The following is an 18,908-nucleotide window of genomic DNA, read 5'->3' as shown; positions in this document are numbered from 1 at the left end:
ATATCTTCCCCCGCATTTATAGAGACTCTTCTTTTAATCTAAAGTTATCACGTCAGTAGTAACGATATCCTAGGTTGTGATAAAAATAAGTAAATAAAGTTTGATTAACTATACTTTTTAATTTTATCTGCAATTACCTTTGCTTTATGGTTCCATGAATTTTCAATTAAGAAATTTTTATATTCCTCAGATTCTTTATCAATAGGATTATTTATTAAATTATTAATTTCGTCCGAAAACTCTTGTACATTTTTAGCAAATCTAATAAATGAGTTTTTTTGATATCCATCCATAGGAATCGTTATAACTGGGGTTCCTGCAAATATAGATTCTACTATTTTGATTGGTCTTGTTGCTTTCATAAAATCATTTTGTTGATAAGGAACAATCACTGCATTAAACATTTTATAGTAGTCAACTACTTTTTCTTTGTTTGTGATACCAAGATAAATTGTATTAGAATTATTATTTAAAAGATCTTTAAAAAATCCTTGCATATCGTTTTCCACAGGACCAGCAAAACCAAATGTAACATCTGGTCTGCTCTGAATTAAATTCTGGAGCAATTTAACATCAATCCAATTTCTAAAATTACCTATAAATGCTACTGATTTATTTAATTTTATTTTGTTGTTAGTTGTGTCAATCCATTTTGCACCATTACCAATAGTAATCATTTTTTCTCTGTACTTATTTCTCTTTTTAGTTATTTCGTCACTCATAGTGAAAATAAATTTACTTTTCACACAAGCCTTTTCATCTAAATTAATTGCCTTAACATTTTCTTCTGATTTATTGGGGAAATATCTAAATTCATCAAGTATATAATAAAAAAAGTTTATTTTTAAGTTACTCTTGCTTAATTTATCTATCCATAACCTAGAGTAGGTTAATATATTTAATTTATAATCAGCGATATCAGGGTAATATTTTTTTAATTGCATTATCAAAAAAATTATAATTATAGAATCTAATGATTTAGGCGTAATCTCAGGTCTCAACAAAAACATTGGTCTAATTATAGATAAGTTTTCCCCAATGTTTCTTTTCCCCTGCATAGCTTCTTCAAATCTATACTTTTTTTTCTTCAAGTGAGTAACAAGGTAATCAGCGGGTAAATCTAAAATTAAAGTTTCTCCGTATAAATTTTTTGAGAGCTCTTTCCATAGCTTTTGATGATTTGCTCTTTCATAATCTTGTGGTGAAATTATTATATTTAAGGTTTTCATAAAACCCTCCCAATAACCTATATATTAATTAAAAAAATTACAAGTTTGGATCAGAGTGTGTATCCATCGATAATTTAGTCTATCCACTTTACTCTTTTTAATTGTTTAATTTTATTTCTCAAGAAAACTTTTAAGTAGTAGCACTAATATTAAAAGTTTTCTCATGCTTAATATAATTTTTAACGCGTATCAAACACATATATTGCCCAAAACATATAAATCCATACTCCAATATTATTACTGCTGAAAAATACCATTTCACCCATATTTATAATAAGCACGGAAACTGGTAAGAAACCTACGAATTTAAACTCCCTAATATTTGTCCAAAACATCTTATATATATATGATGAAAAAAGAATGAAGCCAGTAATACCACTATAAGAAAGAACTGCAATTATCAAATTTCCTGGTTCAACAATATAGTCACTACTAAAACTATAAGTTCTAAAAGGGGTTACTGGAACAGCAAAGCCATTCCCAAACAATGGATTGCGAAGGAAGTTAGCTACTAATCCACCAATTTGCTCTTGTCTTGAAGAAAATATATCTGTATTTCCTTTATATAAAATATCCAAAATGGAACTTAGTATAAAATTATCACTTACCAAAATTACAATCATTGTAATAGTTACCATATTAATAATCATAACCTTGATGTACCTGTTAATATTTATAAAGAATGTATACATCAAAAATAATACAACACATGTGATAAAAGCTGTTCTAGATTTACTAAGTACAACCATATAGATTGTTATTGAACTAAGTAGAATAACCAAAAAATAATTATTAATTCTCTTCGTTTGAACACAAGTAAGTAATATTCCAACAAATAATGCAGCTAATAACCCAAACATATTTGGATGGTTACTAAGCCCTTGAAAAGATGAGCCAGTTCTAAGGTAGCCCAGTGACATACTGATCATTGGAATGGAAATTGACATAAATAACACAAAAATTTTAAGCATCCATTTAAGCCAGTCTATCTTATTATGTGTATAACCGATTCCGATAAGGACACTCATAAAAATAACTACATAACTTAGCAGTTTAAAAATCGCTACTGTGGGTAATGTGCTAAACCAAAATGAGGCTATTACATTATATACAGTAAACAATAATACAAGTCTTACAATACCTTTTATTTTCTTTCTGTAAATTTCTTGTGTTTTTGAATATGATTTCAATAAATAAAATGCACATAAAAACATAATCAACCATTTTAAGTTTTGCCATTCACCAATATTAACAGCAATACCTGGGTTAATGATAGTGCGTAGTGTGATAATATTTATTATTTTCAATGCACCTATTTCTTTTTGCCTTAAAAATAGCAAAAGAGATAATAGAAATAATAACAATGTAATACTGTTAATAAAACTGAATATTAGTAATATAGTTAAGACAATCCATTCTATTGTCTCTTTAGGGATTGATATATTTGAACCTCTTCTTTTATATGTCTTACTTATACTTTCCATTGTTATCCCTTTTTTTTAGTATAGTCTCGAAAATTTTATTAGTTTCTATAGCCATATTTTCAATTGTAAATCTTCGTATTTTTTTCAAACTCCTGATCGCCATTCTTTCTGAGACAATATCATCATACAATATCTTCTCAATTTTATTTGCAAGAGTATCACTATTATCTACTTGTACTAGATACCCATTGTCGAAATCTTTGACTAACTCTAGCCCTGCATTACATTTATCAGTAGTAATAACAGGTAGGCCATGGGCCATTGCTTCATTTATTACTAATCCCCATATGTCTTCTCGAGTAGGTAAGACAAAGAGATCACTAGCCATATAGTATTTTTTAAGCTCATTTTTGGACTTGAAACTTAGAAAATGTACATTTGAAAGACTTAATTCATGAACTATTTTTAAATATTCTTCTGGTGGGATCCCACCAATAATGTAAACCCCTATTTCTTTTGGAATTCTCGAAATAGAATTTAATAATACATCAAACCCTTTTCGGTGAATTACCTGACCAACAGATAAAATACACTTGTCGTAATCAATTGATAAATTCTCCTTGTATTTCTTTTTGGTTAATTTATCCAATGTACTTTTTAATAAATCTTTTTCTGACAAAGATGTAAATGGATAAATATATATATTACCTTCATCCGCTCCATAATTCACTAAATATTCATTAGTTTTCTTGCCAGTACTTAGCCAATAACTTGCTGAACTGATGAAATGTTTTTTTATCATAAACTTAATATTACTTTCATTACTTAAAATACCACCATCAGAATTGAGAATGAAAGGTATTTTCTTTAACTTTAATACTTCAATAGCCAACATTCCAGTTGGTGTACTATAACCACCTATCACAATAATATCAAACAAGTTCTTTTTTAAATATTTTATTACATCAAAAGAAAGTGTTGAGTTTTTGATTTTGATTCCTTTTAAAAATATAGCTTTAAAATTAATAAAATTATTACTAAGCCAAGACTGTTCCCTCTCAATTGATTCCCCACTTTCAAACAAGACAGTTAAATCACATAACTTCCCTAATTCATTAAAAAAGTCAACTCTATATGGGGCAGGAATATTGACTAAAAAAAGAACTCGAGTTTTATTCTGTTGCATAAGGTATGCACCTCTATTTTTATGATTGAAGTATAATTCTAAAAAAGCATTTTTCATTACAAATGTTTTAATTATAACATTAAGCAAAACCAGTTGTACGAAGGTAAAATAGATCTTATACATATGTGCCTATTAGTTGGTTAAGTAGAACTCTACAATCTCCAATAACTATATCCTTTATTCTCAACTATTTGTTTATCAAGAAGACTTTTGACATCGATAATAACTCTCTCACTATAGTCAATACTACCAAATAAACCATCAATTTGTTCCCAGCTCATATTTTTAAATTCATTATGAGCTACCGTTAGCACAATACAATCAGCATCTTTCACCTGATCAAGACCTACTAATTCAATTCCATATTCTTTTTGTGCTTCATTCTCATCTGCTTGTGGGTCAACAATGAGTGGTTTTATTCCATACTCATTAAGTGATGTTATAATGTCTATAACTTTAGAATTTCTTATATCTGGACAGTTTTCTTTAAATGTAACTCCAAGAATAACAACCTTTGCTTGTTTCACAACTTTATTAGCAAGGATCAATTTTTTTATAATTGTGTCGGAAACAAACTCACCCATTCCATCGTTAATCTTTCTTCCAGATAATACAATTTGACTATGATAACCTAATCTTTCAGCCTCGTAAACGAAGTAATAAGGATCTACACCGATACAGTGTCCACCAACAAGACCGGGATAGAATTTTAGTGCATTCCATTTAGTATTCATAGCTTCAATAACATCTTTTGTATCAATACCCATTCTGTCAAATACCATCGCGAGTTCATTCATAAATGCAATATTTATATCACGTTGACTATTTTCTACAACTTTAGCAGCTTCAGCCACTTTAATTGAACTGGCTTTATGGACACCTGCTTCAATTATCAATTCATAGACATTCGCGATTTCCTCTAAGCACTCACTGTCCATTCCCGAAACAATTTTAATTATTTTTTCTAGTGTATTTACTTTATCTCCTGGATTTATACGCTCTGGAGAATATCCTACTTTAAAATCAATACCGCATTTAAGCCCAGATTCGTTTTCAAGTATTGGGATACATATATCTTCTGTAACCCCAGGATAAACTGTAGACTCATAAACTACAATAGACCCCTTAGAAAGATTACGACCAATAATTACACTTGCACCTTCAACTGGACCAAGGTTTGGTGTCTTATCTGTATTTATCGGGGTTGGAACTGCAACTATATGAAATTTTGCTTGCCTTATGTCAGATTCAGCTGCTGTAAAATTCACAGTCGTTTTTTTAATAATCTCATTACCTACTTCATTAGTAGGATCTATACCAGATTTATATAATTGAACCTTTTCTTCATTTAAGTCGAACCCAATAACATCCACTTTCTTTGCTAATGCAACTGCTAATGGCATGCCAACATAACCAAGACCAATCACTGAAATTTTTTCTTCTTTATTTACTATTTTGTTAAATAAACTCAACAATATATCCTCCCTAAACTCAAAAATTTGCATGCTAGCAGTACGGCTAACTTAGCCTATCTTTTGTATATATTCTTTTAAATAACTGGATGTAAGCTTCTTTTATTTCTGAAACTTTTTGCACTTCAGTAATATATTCTTTTGTAGCATTTCTAAAATTCCGGTATTCTTTTTCGTCCATATCAACCAAGGTTTGTAAAGCAGTAGTATAATCATCTTTATTTTTCAAAGGGATGTCCCAACCTGCATTTTTATTTTTCAAATCCCGCCATGGAGTTTGATCACTGATAATTACAGGTGTTGCACTACTTAACGCCTCTACTATTACGTGACCATAATTCTCACCTAATGTTGGTAATAGCAATACTTCACTTTTCCTAAAGACAAGATCAACTTTGTCATGAGGTAAACTACCATGATATTTCACTATAATATTGCTTTTCATCTTAGCAATAAACTTCTTACAAGTGTCCCAATACTCGTTGTCAGATATAGGACCATAAATATTAAAATTAACTACGCCTTTTACGTTATTAAGAGCTTCTAGTGCAAGGAGTAAATTCTTTACTTTAGTTATTCGTGATATATATACAACTTCTAATTTTCCCTTTACTTTCTCATTTTGGGAGTTATCTAAGTGTTCTACATTATTATTTGGTAAATTTGGGATAGTTACTATATCTACATTTCCAAATGCTCTTAAGGCATCGATTTTTTCTGATTCTGATGTTCCTAACCAGGTTAACCCATCATAAAGACCAAATTGCTTTGCTATTGTTAAGAAAAGAGACTTTTTTGAGGCTTTCAAAGATAGAGCTCCCATTGCTAAATCCCCTCGAGGCATTATTACAGTGGGGATTGACTTGATAAGTTTTAACCTTCTTAACAATAAATATCTAATAGTGTATTCTGAAAGAATTCCATTAAGCAAAACTCCATCATAATTATTACTGTTAATTATTTTACGCAATGTAAAAATTGACATTTCCTTTTCTTTTTGATAGAAAACTAGCTCATGAGTTAATTTCACCCATTTATTGAACTCAACATTTTTATAAGGCTCTAAATCCCCTGCATCCCTATCTCTTGTTAATATATAAAACTTAACATCATCATTTAAATGGGATACTAGATTTGCCAAACTCCTTATTGGACCACCAGCTTTATACCCAGGGATATAAACACCATTAAATGTTAATACCTTTAACATTATTAATCTCCTCTGTCTTAACTATCATTATTTCCTTGTATTCTTCTTATATTCATAAATCTTTGCATCAACTAAGAACCTATACCAAAAGGCTTGTAATACCGCAAATATTAACCCCTCTTTGCCATCTAAGAATCCCAATTTTATAAAATATCTATACATAAAGTATGCTAACGCTCTTACACCCATCGGTAACTTATAATAAACTTTAAACTTAATGATTCTTTTAATCTTTGCACTTTTATTCAATTTAGTTCGGTTGTCAGTTTTTGATAAATTTTCTAAATAGTCCTGAACTTCTCTAGAAGAATATTTATTATGTTTTTCAATCCAAAAAGTAAGATCCTTATAATCATAATGTAAAGAATCACTCTTTAATTCTACTGATTTTCCCTCTGTTAAAAAAATATGTTCATCCATATTCCTATCTTCAATATCGCCATAACCATATTTAAATACAAGTAGTTTTTTAAATGGATAAATTCCGCCATGCTTCAGTTTTTTTCCCAAGAAATTCACTTCAAACCTGACTATGATACCATTAATATCCGTTTCCTTGTTTTCCGTACAAATTTCTTCAATTTCATTAGTTGATGCCATTGTTAATCTTTCATCAGCATCAATTCTGAATACCCATTGAGTTGTTATATTAGCAATATCTAAACCATACTTGAATTGCTTTGCATGATTAACAAATTTATTTTGGAAAACTTCAGCTCCCATGTTTCTAGCAATTTCAACTGTCTTATCATTACTATAACTATCAATTACAACGATACGTTTTGATATACTTTTAACAGACTGTATACATTTTTCAATGTTCAATTCCTCGTTATATGTTAAAATTATTGTTGTTAAATCTGCCATTTTTTACACTCCTAAGTAAATCACTAGCCCTAGCCCGAGTTCTTATTTTAGTTGAAATACTATAAAAGGATATCTATTTTACATTTAATATACACCCTATTTATACCAAACAACTCTATTCACATAATCAGTATATGATAAGATTATTCTAAGCACCTTATCAGATACATTAGTCATACTATAATCCCCAACAAGTCTTAACGTTTCTTTATCTTGTGTTTCCAGTATTTCTAGTCCTTGTAATATTCTTTCTTTTTTCAATCCTACCATCATCACTGATGCCTCTTCCATCGCTTCTGGTCTTTCATGTGCTTGTCTGATATTAAGTGCTCTAAATCCTAGAATTGATGATTCTTCACTGATCGTTCCACTGTCACTAAGTACGGCTTTGGCTTTAAGTTGGAGTTTTACATAATCATTAAAACCTAAAGGTTTCATTGTTTTTACTAATGAATTAAACACTATACCCTTTTCAGTAATCATATTTCTAGTTCTCGGGTGTGTACTTATTATTACCGGCATATTGTATTTTTCTGCAATAGTGTTTAAGCTCTCAACTAAATCTAAAAAGTTTGTTTCAGAACTAATATTTTCTTCTCTATGAGCTGATACGACAAAGTATTTTCCTTCTTCAAGGTTTAATCTATCTAGAACATCTGATTTTTGAATATTTTCCTTTTTTGAATTAAGTACTTCGAACATAGGACTTCCTGTTTTAATAATTCGGTCTGCTGGGATACCTTCTCTTAGGAGATATTCTCTTGCGATATCACTATACGTTAAATTAATATCAGCAGTGTGATCTACAATCTTTCTATTTGTTTCTTCTGGAACTCTTTGGTCAAAGCACCTATTTCCCGCTTCCATATGGAATATTGGAATTTGTCTTCTTTTCGCTGCTATTGCACAAAGACAACTATTCGTATCTCCTAATACTAAAACTGCATCTGGTTTTACCTCTGCCATAATTGGATCTATTTTCACTAAAATATTTCCTACTGTTTCAACTGCAGTTCCAGTAGCTGCATTTAGAAAATAATCTGGTTTTCTTAAGTTAAAATCATTAAAGAACACTTCATTTAATTCATAATCATAGTTTTGACCTGTATGGACAAGAATATGCTCTATTGACTTTGACTCTTCTAATTTATTGATAACAGCTGACAGTCTAATAATCTCCGGTCTAGTACCTACAACTGTCATAACTTTTAATTTTTCCATTTATTTAAACCTCCAAAAAGAATGTGTCTGGTCTCTCAGGGTCAAAGTACTCATTCGCCCACATAACAGTAACCATATCTGTATCACCTAGGTTCTCAATATTATGCGTATAGCCAGTTGGAATATCTAACACTTCTAGCTTTTCTCCACTTACGTAATACTTTATCACTTCATCTGAATCAATTTTCCTAAAACGAATAACACCTTTCCCACTCACTACTAGGAATTTCTCGTTCTTAGTGTGATGCCAGTGATTGCCCTTTGTAATTCCTGGTTTAGAAACATTTACAGAAACTTGACCTCTATCAGGTGTTTTAATGAATTCTGTGAAAGACCCTCTATTATCAACATTCATTTTCAAGTCGTAACTAAACTGATCTTCTGGCAAATAGCTAAGATAGGTACTATACAACTTTTTATTAAATGCATTAGACATATCTGGAATCGATCGTTCCTCACGACTATTTTTGAAAGAGTAAATTAAATCAACGATTTCTCCAAGCGTAATTGAATGAACAGTAGGAATTTCACATAAATCTCCAACAATGTTTTCTTTTCCATTAAGTCCATTTATAAGTTCTTCAACTACATCATCAATGTAAACTAAGTTCATTTCGGCAGAACGGTCGTTGACAGTGATTGGTATATCTCGGGCAATATTATGGCAAAAAGTCGCTACTGCACTATTATAGTTAGGTTTACACCATTTCCCAAAAACATTTGGTAAACGATATACGAGTACCTTGGCTTCCGTTTCCTTACTATAATTAAACAGTAATTCTTCCCCTGCTTTTTTACTCTTCCCATATGGATTATCTAATGCAGCTTGTGTAGAAGATGAAATCATAACCGGGCATCTATTCTGATTTCTTTTTAAAGTTTCGAGTAACTTTGATGTAAAACCAAAGTTCCCTTCCATAAATTCAGTTTGCTCTTTTGGACGATTGACACCAGCAAGATGAAATACAAAATCTGCTTTTTGACAATATTCATCTAGTAAAGAAGAATCTGTTTCTCTACTAAATTCAAAAATATCTGAATAACCTTTATTTCTTAGCTCTGCTATTAGGTTTTTACCGATAAATCCTTTTGCACCGGTTACTAGAATATTCATTACTGATTCCAACCTTTTAATTCTTTTCTAACGTAGTCAAGCATTAATAATTTATCTTTTATCGCTTCAATACTTAATCGCTCCGTGTTATGAGAATTGTACTCCTCTTCAGAAGATAACTTTTGGTCACCTTCTACGAAATACTTATCATAGTTTAAGTCTCTCTTATCTGCTGGTACTCTATAGAAGCCACCTAAGTCTTCAGATACAACATGCTCTTCCTTAGTTAGTAACGTTTCATAAAGCTTTTCACCATGGCGTGTCCCTATTACTTTAATTTCATTATCAACATTGAATAACTCTTTAAGAGCTTGAGCTAGATCTCCAACAGTAGAAGCTGGAGATTTTTGAACCATGATATCCCCAGCTACTGCATTTTCATATGCGAAAACTACAAGTTCTACCGCTTCCTCAAGACTCATTAGGAATCTAGTCATATTTGGGTCTGTTACAGTTAAAGGTTGTCCACTTTTAATTTGTTCAATAAATAATGGAATTACTGATCCTCTTGAAGCCATTACATTCCCATATCTTGTACCACAAATTAAAGTTCTTTCTGGGTCTACAGCCTTTGCTTTAGCAACAAACACCTTTTCCATCATTGCTTTAGAAATACCCATTGCATTAATAGGATAAGCAGCCTTATCAGTAGATAAACAAATTACCTTTTCGACTCCACTTTCAATTGAAGCAACAAGTACATTCTCAGTACCAATTACATTTGTTTTTACAGCTTCTAAAGGGAAAAATTCACAAGACGGAACTTGCTTAAGAGCAGCAGCATGAAATACATAATCAACACCATGCATAGCATTTTTAATGCTAGCTAAATCCCGAACATCACCTAAGTAAAACTTAAGCTTATCATTCTTAAATTTTTTACGCATATCATCTTGTTTTTTCTCATCACGGGAAAAAATTCGAATTTCTTTGATGTCTGTTTCTAGGAATCTAGCCATTACAGCATTCCCAAAGGAACCTGTCCCACCTGTTATTAAAAGAGTTTTATCTCTAAACATATATATTAATCCTCCAACTTCTTATTGAAAGTTTTGGTCCATTTTCACTAGCAATCTATCTTTATCAAAGTTCTGTTCATAATAAATACGAGCATTCTCTCCCATTACCTTTCTTTCACCTTCTTCAAGGTTCATCATCTTGATAATGGATTTTGCTAATTCTTCATCATCACCAGTATAGGTACAATATCCTGATCGAGATGAAGCTATTATCTTCTTAGTTTCCCCTCCAGCTGATGCTAAGATTGGCTTTCCGCAAGCTAAATAGGATTGCAATTTTGCAGGGATTGTCATATTAAATAAGTCATTGTCTGTAAAACTTAAAAATGCTGCATCACTACTACTTATGAAATTGGGAATGGCTTCCGCAGGCTGCCGTTCTATAAAATTGAACATAGCATTTAAATCCATTTCTTTAATAACATTTAATAGCGTTTCTTTATATCTTCCATCGCCAACAATATTAAAGCGAACTTTATTTCCATATCCTTCGCCTTTTAATATATTTGCTACCTTTGGTAAGATATCTAATCCCTGGGCATTGCCAATATTGCCAGTGAATATTATATTAAATCTATCGTCATTTGGTATCGATTCCATTTCCATTGCTTCTAAGGGACGATAAAAACTTTCTGCATATTGTGGCCAGTACTCTACCTTTGATTTCTTCACCCCTCTATTAACAATAGCCTCTACGAAGCTTTCTGAAGTAGTGAATATTCGGTTACAATTTTTATATATATAATCTACCATTTTACCAATTGATCCAATGACATATCCATTTTTAATACCAGTAACGATTTCTACGTTTTCTGGCCATAAATCCTGTACATATATATAACAAGGGATATTTCTCCTCTTGGAGTACCAGACACCCGGTAAGGCTTGCGTCATGGGGGATACTTCAAAAATAAACACATAATCAGCTTTGATTTTTGAAAAAGTCTTCCACAGTAATCCAGATACTACAAAGGAAAAATAGTTAAGAGCTAACATAATGGAGTTATTACCTCTTGGGATTAGCGGAATTCTAATAATATTAACTCCGTTATATACTTCTTTTCTTTTTTTAAAGAATCCATATCCATCATAAAATTTCCCCTGGGGGTAATTAGGAATACCAGTTATTACCGTAACCTTGTATCCTTTATTTACCCACTCTGTACAAATATCATTAATCCGAAACTGCTCGGGATAAAAGTATTGTGAGATAACTAATATATGCTTCTGCATGATAACCTCACCTTTCAGTTTCTTTTATAGAATCCACAAGGGAATTAACTCTATAGTCTTGTTTATAATTACTCATATCCATATCAAAAACTAAATTTCCAAACATCTTGTTCAGAATTTCAACGCGCCCTATAAAAGGGTTAATTAGGAAGTTTAATCCCTTTGTTAGCCTTACTTTCCTACCATGGACTTCTCCTACTAATCGTACCATCTCACTTGTTTTTGTATACTCACTATTTTGTGGAAAGAAAAGTCCACTATCATTATTATCTATTAAAAGTTTTATAAATTCACATAAGTTATCAACATGTAACATGCTTCGTTGATTATCAATATCCGGAAAAGCCGGGACCATTTTTGCAACTTTTGCTAGTTTAGGATAGTTGCCTTTTGATCCTTTACCATAAATCATTGGTGGTCGAATGATTACAACTTTAAAGTGATCATCTTCTAATTCATTAATCCCTTTCTCTGCCTGTAATTTACTGTCACCATAGAAATTACTTGGTTTAGGGGTTGTATCTTTACGGATGACTTGTTTTTCTGTAGATCCATCACCGTAGACTATGATACTACTCATAAAAATAAACTGCCGAACACCTTCAGCTTTAGCCTTTTTTGCTATTTCAATAGTCAAGTCTCTGTTTACTTTGTAATATAAATCTTCCATTTTGGGGTCACGAGACACATGAGCGATCCCTGCAAGGTGCAATACTGTATCAAACCCTTTGAAATTATACTTTTTCCAGGATTCATCACGAACAGTAATTTTTTGAATTTTATATTTAGTTGTATCTTTATTTAGCCAAACTTCAAAACGGTTTCCTATATAACTGCTTTTTCCTGTTATCAATATTTTGTTCATTTAGAAATGCTCTCCTTGCTACTAGCAATTTCTTTATTTGTACCAGTCCCACCTTCAACAACCCCGTCACTCTTAACAACACTCAAGATGGTTCGAAAAAAACATTTAGCATCCATCCATAAGCCAAGTTCCTTAACATAATCCCCATCCAACTTCGCCTTAACCTCAATTGGAAGTTCGTCTCTACCATTTATCTGTGCCCAACCTGTAAGGCCAGGAGGTACATCATTAGCACCATATTTGTCCCTCTCTGCTATTAAATCATACTGATTCCATAAGGCAGGCCTTGGACCAATAATACTCATCTGTCCAATAAAGATATTCAAAATTTGTGGTAGCTCATCAAGAGAAGTCCTCCGTAAGAATTTACCCATTTTAGTAATATATTGATCTGGGTTTTCCAATAAATGAGTGGGAGTGTCCTTTGGCGTATCTATTCTCATAGTGCGAAACTTCAAGATGTTGAAATGTGTTTTGTTAATTCCCACACGCTTTTGCTTAAATAGAACTGGCCCTTTTGAATCAAGTTTAATAGCAACAATTAGCATTAAAAAAATAGGTGATAAAACAATAAGCCCTATTAAAGAAAGAATGATATCTATTAATCTCTTTATTTTTAAATACATTCCTAGTACACCCCCTGAGAGTTTTTTAGTAAATTAGTACTTTATTGTAAGTTTATAAATAGTTTTACTTCCAAATACGTACTAATTAACTAAAACATAATAAAACTTTTTTTGCTATTCAGTAGCTATTTACTTAACTGTCATACGCTCAACAGCTTCTTGCATATAAGCCAACAAGTCACTTTTTAACTCATCACGCTGTAATGCGAATTCAATTTGTGTCTTAATAAATCCAAATTTTTCACCTACATCATATCGCGTTCCTTCAAAGTCATAGGCAAAGACTCGTTGAATTTCATTTAGTTGTTGGATCGCATCCGTTAACTGTATTTCCCCACCAGCACCAGTTTCTTGTTTTTCTAAAAACATAAAAATCTCAGGTGTTAAAATGTAACGTCCCATGATTGCTAAGTTTGAAGGTGCTGTACCTTGTTTCGGTTTTTCAACAAATTGATTTACTTGATATAATCGATCAACATTTGATTGTGGATCAATAATTCCGTAACGATGCGTTTCTTCTGACGGTACTGTTTGCACGCCGATAATAGATGAATACGTTTGTTCAAACTCGTCCATTAATTGACGTAAACATGGTTTTTCTGCTTGGACAATATCGTCACCAAGTAATACCGCAAACGGCTCATTACCGATAAACTTGCGTGCACTCCATACTGCATGTCCTAATCCTTTAGGTTCTTTTTGACGAATGTAGTGAATATCTACTAAGTTCGTTGCTTTATTTACTTCTTCAAGCAATTCAAACTTTTTCTTTTCTATTAAGTTTTGCTCTAGCTCAAACGCGTTATCAAAATGATCTTCAATTGCGCGCTTCCCTTTACCTGTAACGATAATGATGTCTTCAATCCCTGATTCTACAGCTTCTTCAACAATGTATTGAATAGTCGGCTTATCAACAATTGGCAGCATTTCTTTTGGCATAGCTTTTGTTGCTGGTAAAAAACGTGTTCCAAGTCCTGCTGCTGGGATAATTGCTTTCCTTACTTTCTTCATCTCTACTTCCCCCATTTAACTGTTTACTACTACTTGTTTCTTTTGAGGATGGGCAATAGCCATTAATTCTTCTTTTAATTGCACTTTGTTCATACCTGAATAATTATTAATAATATTTTCTATTGAACTCATTTCTTCGACTTGTGATTTCCCAATATAAATCTTCGGAAAGACTTGTTTATTATGAATTTCTTCATCGTTTAACAGTTCTTCATACAATTTTTCTCCCGGACGTATGCCACTGAACTGTATACCAATTTCATCAATGGAATAGCCTGATAGTTTAATAAGGTTTTTTGCTAGATCTACTATTTTGACTGGCTCACCCATGTCAAGGACAAAAATTTCTCCACCGCGAGCTAATGTTCCTGCTTGAATCACTAGTCTTGACGCTTCAGGAATTGTCATAAAGTAACGAATCATATCTGGATGTGTAACTGTTACTGGTCCACCTTTTTCAATTTGCTTTTTGAAGAATGGAATTACACTACCACGACTACCTAATACATTTCCGAAACGTACAGCGACAAACTTTGTAGTACTTGTTTTATCGATGTTTTGCACAATCATTTCGGCGAGTCTCTTTGAAGCTCCCATGACACTTGTTGGGTTTACTGCTTTATCTGTTGAAACCATTACGAATGTTTCGACTGAGGCATTATCGGCAGCTTCCGCAACATTTTTCGTACCAATGACATTGTTCTTAATTGCTTCTTCTGGGTTGCGTTCCATTAATGGAACATGTTTATGAGCCGCTGCATGGTAGACAACATTCGGTTTATGTTTTTCTAACACAGTAAACATTTTCTCGCGATCTTGCACATCTGCTATTTCTGTAATGATTTCAAACTGCCCTTTATAACTTTCTAGCAGTTCCATTTCTATTGAGTAGATGCTGTTTTCACCATGTCCTAGCAAAATTAACTTTTCTGGACTAAACTTAGCAACTTGGCGGCATATTTCCGATCCAATTGAACCACCAGCTCCTGTTACTAATATTGTTTTTCCTGTTAACGAGTCTGAAATACTTGCAATATCAAGTTCAACTGGCTTTCGACCTAGTAAATCCTCTACTTGCACATCACGTACTTGATTTACGGAGACTTTTCCAGTCATAATATCTTCAATCATCGGTAAGATTTGTGTTTGTGCATCAGTATTTGCACAAGCTTTGAAGATGTCATTTATTTCTGATCTAGAAAGAGAAGGAATGGCAATGACGATATTGTCGATGTCATACTCTTTTACCGCTTCTTCGATGCTTTCAACGCCACCAACTACTGGTATTCCCATAATTTCTAACCTATGCTTTTTCGCATCATCATCAACAAAAGCAACTGGATATAAGTTTGACTCACCATTTCCGGCACTTAGAAGTTGACGGGCAACCATTGTCCCCGCTGAACCTGCCCCAACGATTAATGTGCGTTTTTTATTTCCAGCCTTAGCAATGAAATTGTCACGGTATACTCGCCAAGAAAACCTTGAACCACCGATAAATAAGATGTGCATCATCCAAGTGACAGCTAATAAACGAACATATACGTCACTGTAGATAAGTTGTTGGATGATTCCTGTAATAACAATCGAATACGTTACTGCTTTAAAGATATTTAATAATTCCCCGATACTCGCGTATTCCCACGCTCGTTTATACAAACTATATTTATAAGCGAAAATATGATGGCTAATTAAGAGTGCAATCGAACTAAAGACGATTGGTTCGGTAATCCAATTGACGTCTGTATAAAACATATATCTACTCAAATAAATTGAAGTAAGTACGATAAGTGAATCAACAAGGATAAGTGCTGAAAGACGTTGGCGATATGACATAGCGTTTCCTCCCCCCTAGATTAAAAAATCCCTAATATTTTTTTCTTTTTTATTCGCTCTGGGACTTCTTTGATTAACGTTTGTCCATTAAGCGTATATGTAGCATTTTCTTTCATCATATAAACTACTTCTTTACCAAACTCTTTTTCTATTACTTCATACGCTTCTTTCATATGAAAGCCACGCGTTTCAAGATTATGAGCATCAGATGAAACCAAATGTGCTAGATTAGCGTCTATACATTGAAGAGCAAACTTTTTAATCTTTTTTCCAAAACGACCAGTGATACTTGCGGCAGTGACTTGCGTTACTGCACCATTTTTGACGAGGCGATACAAAAGGTCAGGGTTTTCAATAATTTCACGGTTGCGTTCTGGGTGCGGAATAATTGGAATAATCCCTTCCATTTGCAAATCATATAGTAGTTTTTCTGTATATCTCGGCACTTGGTCAGAAGGTAGTTCAACGAGCATGTATTTACCGTTATTGTTTAAAGTAAGTAATTCCGTTTCTATTGCGTCTACCATTTCGCCAAAAATGCGGACTTCTTGTCCTGCATGTATAGACAAAGGGATACCTTCACGTTGAAGAATGTTGTTGGCATCTTTTACTAGTGAAACTATCCCGTCTTTATCATTATCAAACTGATTGTTACGGTGGTGAGGGGTTGCGATTATTTGCGTAATCCCCTCACTAACCGCTTGTTTAGCCATGGCAATTGTTTCTTGCATATTTTTTGCACCATCATCGATGCCTGGTAATATATGAGAATGAATATCGATCATTTTGTACACTTCCTAATATTTTATAACAACAAAGCTTAACTATACTCTAACTATAGTGGAAATATATCTAACTAAAGTTATAGAGCGTATTTTTATCCAAAAGAAAATCTAATACTCTACCTTCTTCCGTAATAGTAGTAATATTCGCCTTGCTTTTGTTTCTTTTCATTTAAAACAACGCCGAGCAGTTTTGCTTTTGCATTCGTTAACAGATCTTTCGTTTTCAAGGCACTTTCCGTCTCTGTTCTGCCACTATTTACGACTAAAACGACACCTTGTACTTTATTTGCAAGTACTTGTGCATCAGTTACTGCTAAGACTGGTGGTGTATCAAAGATGACGATATCAAACATTTGTAATGCTTCTTCGATAAATAGATCCATTGCCTTTGAACTTAATAGTTCCGCTGGGTTTGGTGGAATCGGTCCACATGAGATAATTTGTAAGTTATTTACTTCCGTCTCACAAACTACTTCTTCTAATGTCGCTTGTTTTGTTAAATAATTCGTTAATCCTTTAATATTATCCGTACGGAACGTATAATGAACGGTTGGGCGGCGCATATCTGCATCAACTAGTAAGACTTTTTTATCTTGTTGGGCAAATACAACGGCTAAGTTAGCAACAGTCGTTGATTTACCTTCCGATGGATTTGCCGACGTCACCATAAAAGTACGTAAACTTTCATCTACTGCTGCAAATTCAATGTTCGTTCTTAATGTACGATATTGTTCGGAAACTGATGATTTCGGAGAACGATGGGTAATGATGCTGCGATTCCCAGTTTGCAATAAAGATTTTCTTGAGTTTTTCACTTTACGCGCCAATCGTTTCGCCTCCTATGCTGTTGTTTTTATCTAATTTTGAGAAGTCCATTTCGTTTTCTAAATCAATCTTTGTTACTGCTCCAAGGACAGGTAATCCTAATGTTTTTTCGATGTCTTGTTCTGTTTTAATTGTGTTGTCTAAGAAGTCTAGTAAGAAAGCAAGTCCGATACTCGCCATTAAACCTACAACAATGGCGATCATAATGTTTCTTGTTGGGATTGGTGAAATAGGCGCTTCACTTACTGCAGCTTGCGAGAGAATGCTAACGTTATCGACATTTAATATAGTAGGTAATTGTTTTTGGAATACTGCCGCTGTCGTGTTAGCAATGTTTGCTGCCATTTCAGGGTCAGTGTCTTTTACCGTAATCGTAAAGACGATTGAATCAGATCTTCCACCAATTGTAGTTTGTCCACTAATTTGTCCTGCTGATCTTCTACCATCTAATTCCGCGCTAACTTTTTCTAGTATTGCTGGACTTTTAATAATGTCGCTGTATGTGTTGATGTATTGTGTGTTTGAGCGAATGTCAATTCCGTTCGCCATTCCTACTTGATCGGCTTTTGATTGATTCACTACTACTAGTGTTGAAGATTGATAAACTGGTGTGATATAAAAATAGCTAATAATCGCAGCTGCGATCGCTGCAATTGCTGTAATTGTGAGGATCATCCATAACCTTTTGCGTAACGTTTCAAACAACTCTTTTAAACTTATAGTTTCTTCCATAGTAGCCTCCCATTAGTTGAGAAATCTCTCTTTCATATCTTGATAGTATATCATAAACATTGTCGTATTTTGATAGCTTTTCTGACAGTTTTTTATATTTTTTGAATAGTATTTTACCATTTATTGTTATTTATTTTCATATACTGTAAATTACTAACTTTATTATATACCAAAAGTAGTATATAAATAGCCCAAACTCAAAATTACCATAATTCTACCAAGCGATAAAGAACTATCGTTTTGCAATTCCCAA

General features: G+C 32.8%; 17 protein-coding genes. All 17 read right to left on the bottom strand.

What is annotated here, in order from left to right; all coding sequences use genetic code 11:
* Positions 1-104: 104 nt before the first annotated feature.
* Positions 105-1,229 carry a glycosyltransferase gene (locus CIB95_RS11610; protein WP_094925355.1) on the bottom strand — a complete coding sequence of 375 codons (1,125 nt, stop codon included), beginning with the start codon at positions 1,227-1,229 and terminating at the stop codon, positions 105-107.
* Positions 1,230-1,408: 179 nt separating this feature from the next.
* Entirely contained in the window at positions 1,409-2,713 is a 1,305-nt protein-coding gene (locus CIB95_RS11605) for an O-antigen ligase family protein (RefSeq protein ID WP_094925353.1), read from the bottom strand.
* Positions 2,697-3,839, bottom strand: a complete 1,143-nt coding sequence (locus CIB95_RS11600) for a glycosyltransferase family 4 protein (protein ID WP_158217614.1) — start codon at positions 3,837-3,839, stop codon at positions 2,697-2,699. The genes CIB95_RS11605 and CIB95_RS11600 overlap by 17 nt, the downstream gene beginning before the upstream one ends.
* Positions 3,840-3,991: 152 nt before the next feature.
* Positions 3,992-5,311: a nucleotide sugar dehydrogenase gene (locus tag CIB95_RS11595; RefSeq protein WP_094925349.1), complete on the bottom strand. Its 1,320-nt coding sequence runs from the start codon at positions 5,309-5,311 to the stop codon at positions 3,992-3,994.
* A 46-nt stretch (positions 5,312-5,357) separates the two neighbouring features.
* Positions 5,358-6,521 carry a glycosyltransferase gene (locus CIB95_RS11590; RefSeq protein WP_094925347.1) on the bottom strand — a complete coding sequence of 388 codons (1,164 nt, stop codon included), beginning with the start codon at positions 6,519-6,521 and terminating at the stop codon, positions 5,358-5,360.
* 27 nt (positions 6,522-6,548) lie between these two features.
* Positions 6,549-7,388 (bottom strand): glycosyltransferase family 2 protein, encoded by an 840-nt coding sequence (locus CIB95_RS11585; protein WP_094925345.1) that lies wholly within the window; start codon positions 7,386-7,388, stop codon positions 6,549-6,551.
* A 96-nt stretch (positions 7,389-7,484) separates the two neighbouring features.
* Complete coding sequence (wecB, locus tag CIB95_RS11580) at positions 7,485-8,609, bottom strand: non-hydrolyzing UDP-N-acetylglucosamine 2-epimerase (RefSeq protein ID WP_094925343.1); 1,125 nt, start codon at positions 8,607-8,609, stop codon at positions 7,485-7,487.
* 4 nt (positions 8,610-8,613) lie between these two features.
* Positions 8,614-9,723, bottom strand: coding sequence for a capsular polysaccharide biosynthesis protein CapF (locus CIB95_RS11575; RefSeq protein ID WP_094925341.1), 1,110 nt, complete (start codon positions 9,721-9,723; stop codon positions 8,614-8,616).
* Positions 9,723-10,742, bottom strand: a complete 1,020-nt coding sequence (locus CIB95_RS11570; protein WP_094925339.1) for a polysaccharide biosynthesis protein — start codon at positions 10,740-10,742, stop codon at positions 9,723-9,725. The genes CIB95_RS11575 and CIB95_RS11570 overlap by 1 nt, the downstream gene beginning before the upstream one ends.
* 21 nt (positions 10,743-10,763) lie before the next feature.
* Positions 10,764-11,975 (bottom strand): glycosyltransferase family 4 protein, encoded by a 1,212-nt coding sequence (locus CIB95_RS11565; protein WP_094925337.1) that lies wholly within the window; start codon positions 11,973-11,975, stop codon positions 10,764-10,766.
* Between the two features lie 7 nt (positions 11,976-11,982).
* A complete protein-coding gene (locus tag CIB95_RS11560; protein ID WP_094925335.1) occupies positions 11,983-12,840 on the bottom strand; it encodes an NAD-dependent epimerase/dehydratase family protein in 858 nt (285 codons plus the stop codon).
* Complete coding sequence (locus CIB95_RS11555; RefSeq protein WP_094925333.1) at positions 12,837-13,466, bottom strand: sugar transferase; 630 nt, start codon at positions 13,464-13,466, stop codon at positions 12,837-12,839. Before CIB95_RS11555 ends, CIB95_RS11560 begins: the two co-directional genes overlap by 4 nt.
* 129 nt (positions 13,467-13,595) lie before the next feature.
* The gene (galU, locus tag CIB95_RS11550; RefSeq protein WP_094925331.1) at positions 13,596-14,477 is read right to left on the bottom strand and encodes a UTP--glucose-1-phosphate uridylyltransferase GalU; all 882 of its coding nucleotides are present in this window, start codon (positions 14,475-14,477) and stop codon (positions 13,596-13,598) included.
* Between the two features lie 15 nt (positions 14,478-14,492).
* Positions 14,493-16,313 carry a polysaccharide biosynthesis protein gene (locus CIB95_RS11545; protein ID WP_094925329.1) on the bottom strand — a complete coding sequence of 607 codons (1,821 nt, stop codon included), beginning with the start codon at positions 16,311-16,313 and terminating at the stop codon, positions 14,493-14,495.
* Positions 16,314-16,333: 20 nt separating this feature from the next.
* Positions 16,334-17,098: a tyrosine-protein phosphatase gene (locus tag CIB95_RS11540; protein WP_094925327.1), complete on the bottom strand. Its 765-nt coding sequence runs from the start codon at positions 17,096-17,098 to the stop codon at positions 16,334-16,336.
* A gap of 116 nt (positions 17,099-17,214) precedes the next feature.
* The gene (locus tag CIB95_RS11535; protein ID WP_094925325.1) at positions 17,215-17,925 is read right to left on the bottom strand and encodes a CpsD/CapB family tyrosine-protein kinase; all 711 of its coding nucleotides are present in this window, start codon (positions 17,923-17,925) and stop codon (positions 17,215-17,217) included.
* Complete coding sequence (locus tag CIB95_RS11530) at positions 17,915-18,655, bottom strand: YveK family protein (RefSeq protein WP_094925323.1); 741 nt, start codon at positions 18,653-18,655, stop codon at positions 17,915-17,917. Before CIB95_RS11530 ends, CIB95_RS11535 begins: the two co-directional genes overlap by 11 nt.
* Positions 18,656-18,908: the final 253 nt, after the last annotated feature.

This window comes from Lottiidibacillus patelloidae (assembly GCF_002262935.1).
Classification (GTDB): domain Bacteria; phylum Bacillota; class Bacilli; order Bacillales; family SA5d-4; genus Lottiidibacillus; species Lottiidibacillus patelloidae.
This window is presented reverse-complemented; position numbering and strand designations above follow the sequence as displayed.

Coding starts and splice junctions, on each gene's coding strand:
- CIB95_RS11530 (WP_094925323.1), bottom strand. CDS start 18,655: ATGGAAGAAACTATAAGTTTAAAAGAGTTGTTTGAAACGTTACGCAAA.
- CIB95_RS11555 (WP_094925333.1), bottom strand. CDS start 13,466: ATGTATTTAAAAATAAAGAGATTAATAGATATCATTCTTTCTTTAATA.
- CIB95_RS11585 (WP_094925345.1), bottom strand. CDS start 7,388: ATGGCAGATTTAACAACAATAATTTTAACATATAACGAGGAATTGAAC.
- CIB95_RS11605 (WP_094925353.1), bottom strand. CDS start 2,713: ATGGAAAGTATAAGTAAGACATATAAAAGAAGAGGTTCAAATATATCA.
- wecB (WP_094925343.1), bottom strand. CDS start 8,609: ATGGAAAAATTAAAAGTTATGACAGTTGTAGGTACTAGACCGGAGATT.
- CIB95_RS11590 (WP_094925347.1), bottom strand. CDS start 6,521: ATGTTAAAGGTATTAACATTTAATGGTGTTTATATCCCTGGGTATAAA.
- CIB95_RS11560 (WP_094925335.1), bottom strand. CDS start 12,840: ATGAACAAAATATTGATAACAGGAAAAAGCAGTTATATAGGAAACCGT.
- CIB95_RS11570 (WP_094925339.1), bottom strand. CDS start 10,742: ATGTTTAGAGATAAAACTCTTTTAATAACAGGTGGGACAGGTTCCTTT.
- CIB95_RS11610 (WP_094925355.1), bottom strand. CDS start 1,229: ATGAAAACCTTAAATATAATAATTTCACCACAAGATTATGAAAGAGCA.
- CIB95_RS11545 (WP_094925329.1), bottom strand. CDS start 16,313: ATGTCATATCGCCAACGTCTTTCAGCACTTATCCTTGTTGATTCACTT.
- galU (WP_094925331.1), bottom strand. CDS start 14,477: ATGAAGAAAGTAAGGAAAGCAATTATCCCAGCAGCAGGACTTGGAACA.
- CIB95_RS11575 (WP_094925341.1), bottom strand. CDS start 9,723: ATGAATATTCTAGTAACCGGTGCAAAAGGATTTATCGGTAAAAACCTA.
- CIB95_RS11565 (WP_094925337.1), bottom strand. CDS start 11,975: ATGCAGAAGCATATATTAGTTATCTCACAATACTTTTATCCCGAGCAG.
- CIB95_RS11540 (WP_094925327.1), bottom strand. CDS start 17,098: ATGATCGATATTCATTCTCATATATTACCAGGCATCGATGATGGTGCA.
- CIB95_RS11600 (WP_158217614.1), bottom strand. CDS start 3,839: ATGCAACAGAATAAAACTCGAGTTCTTTTTTTAGTCAATATTCCTGCC.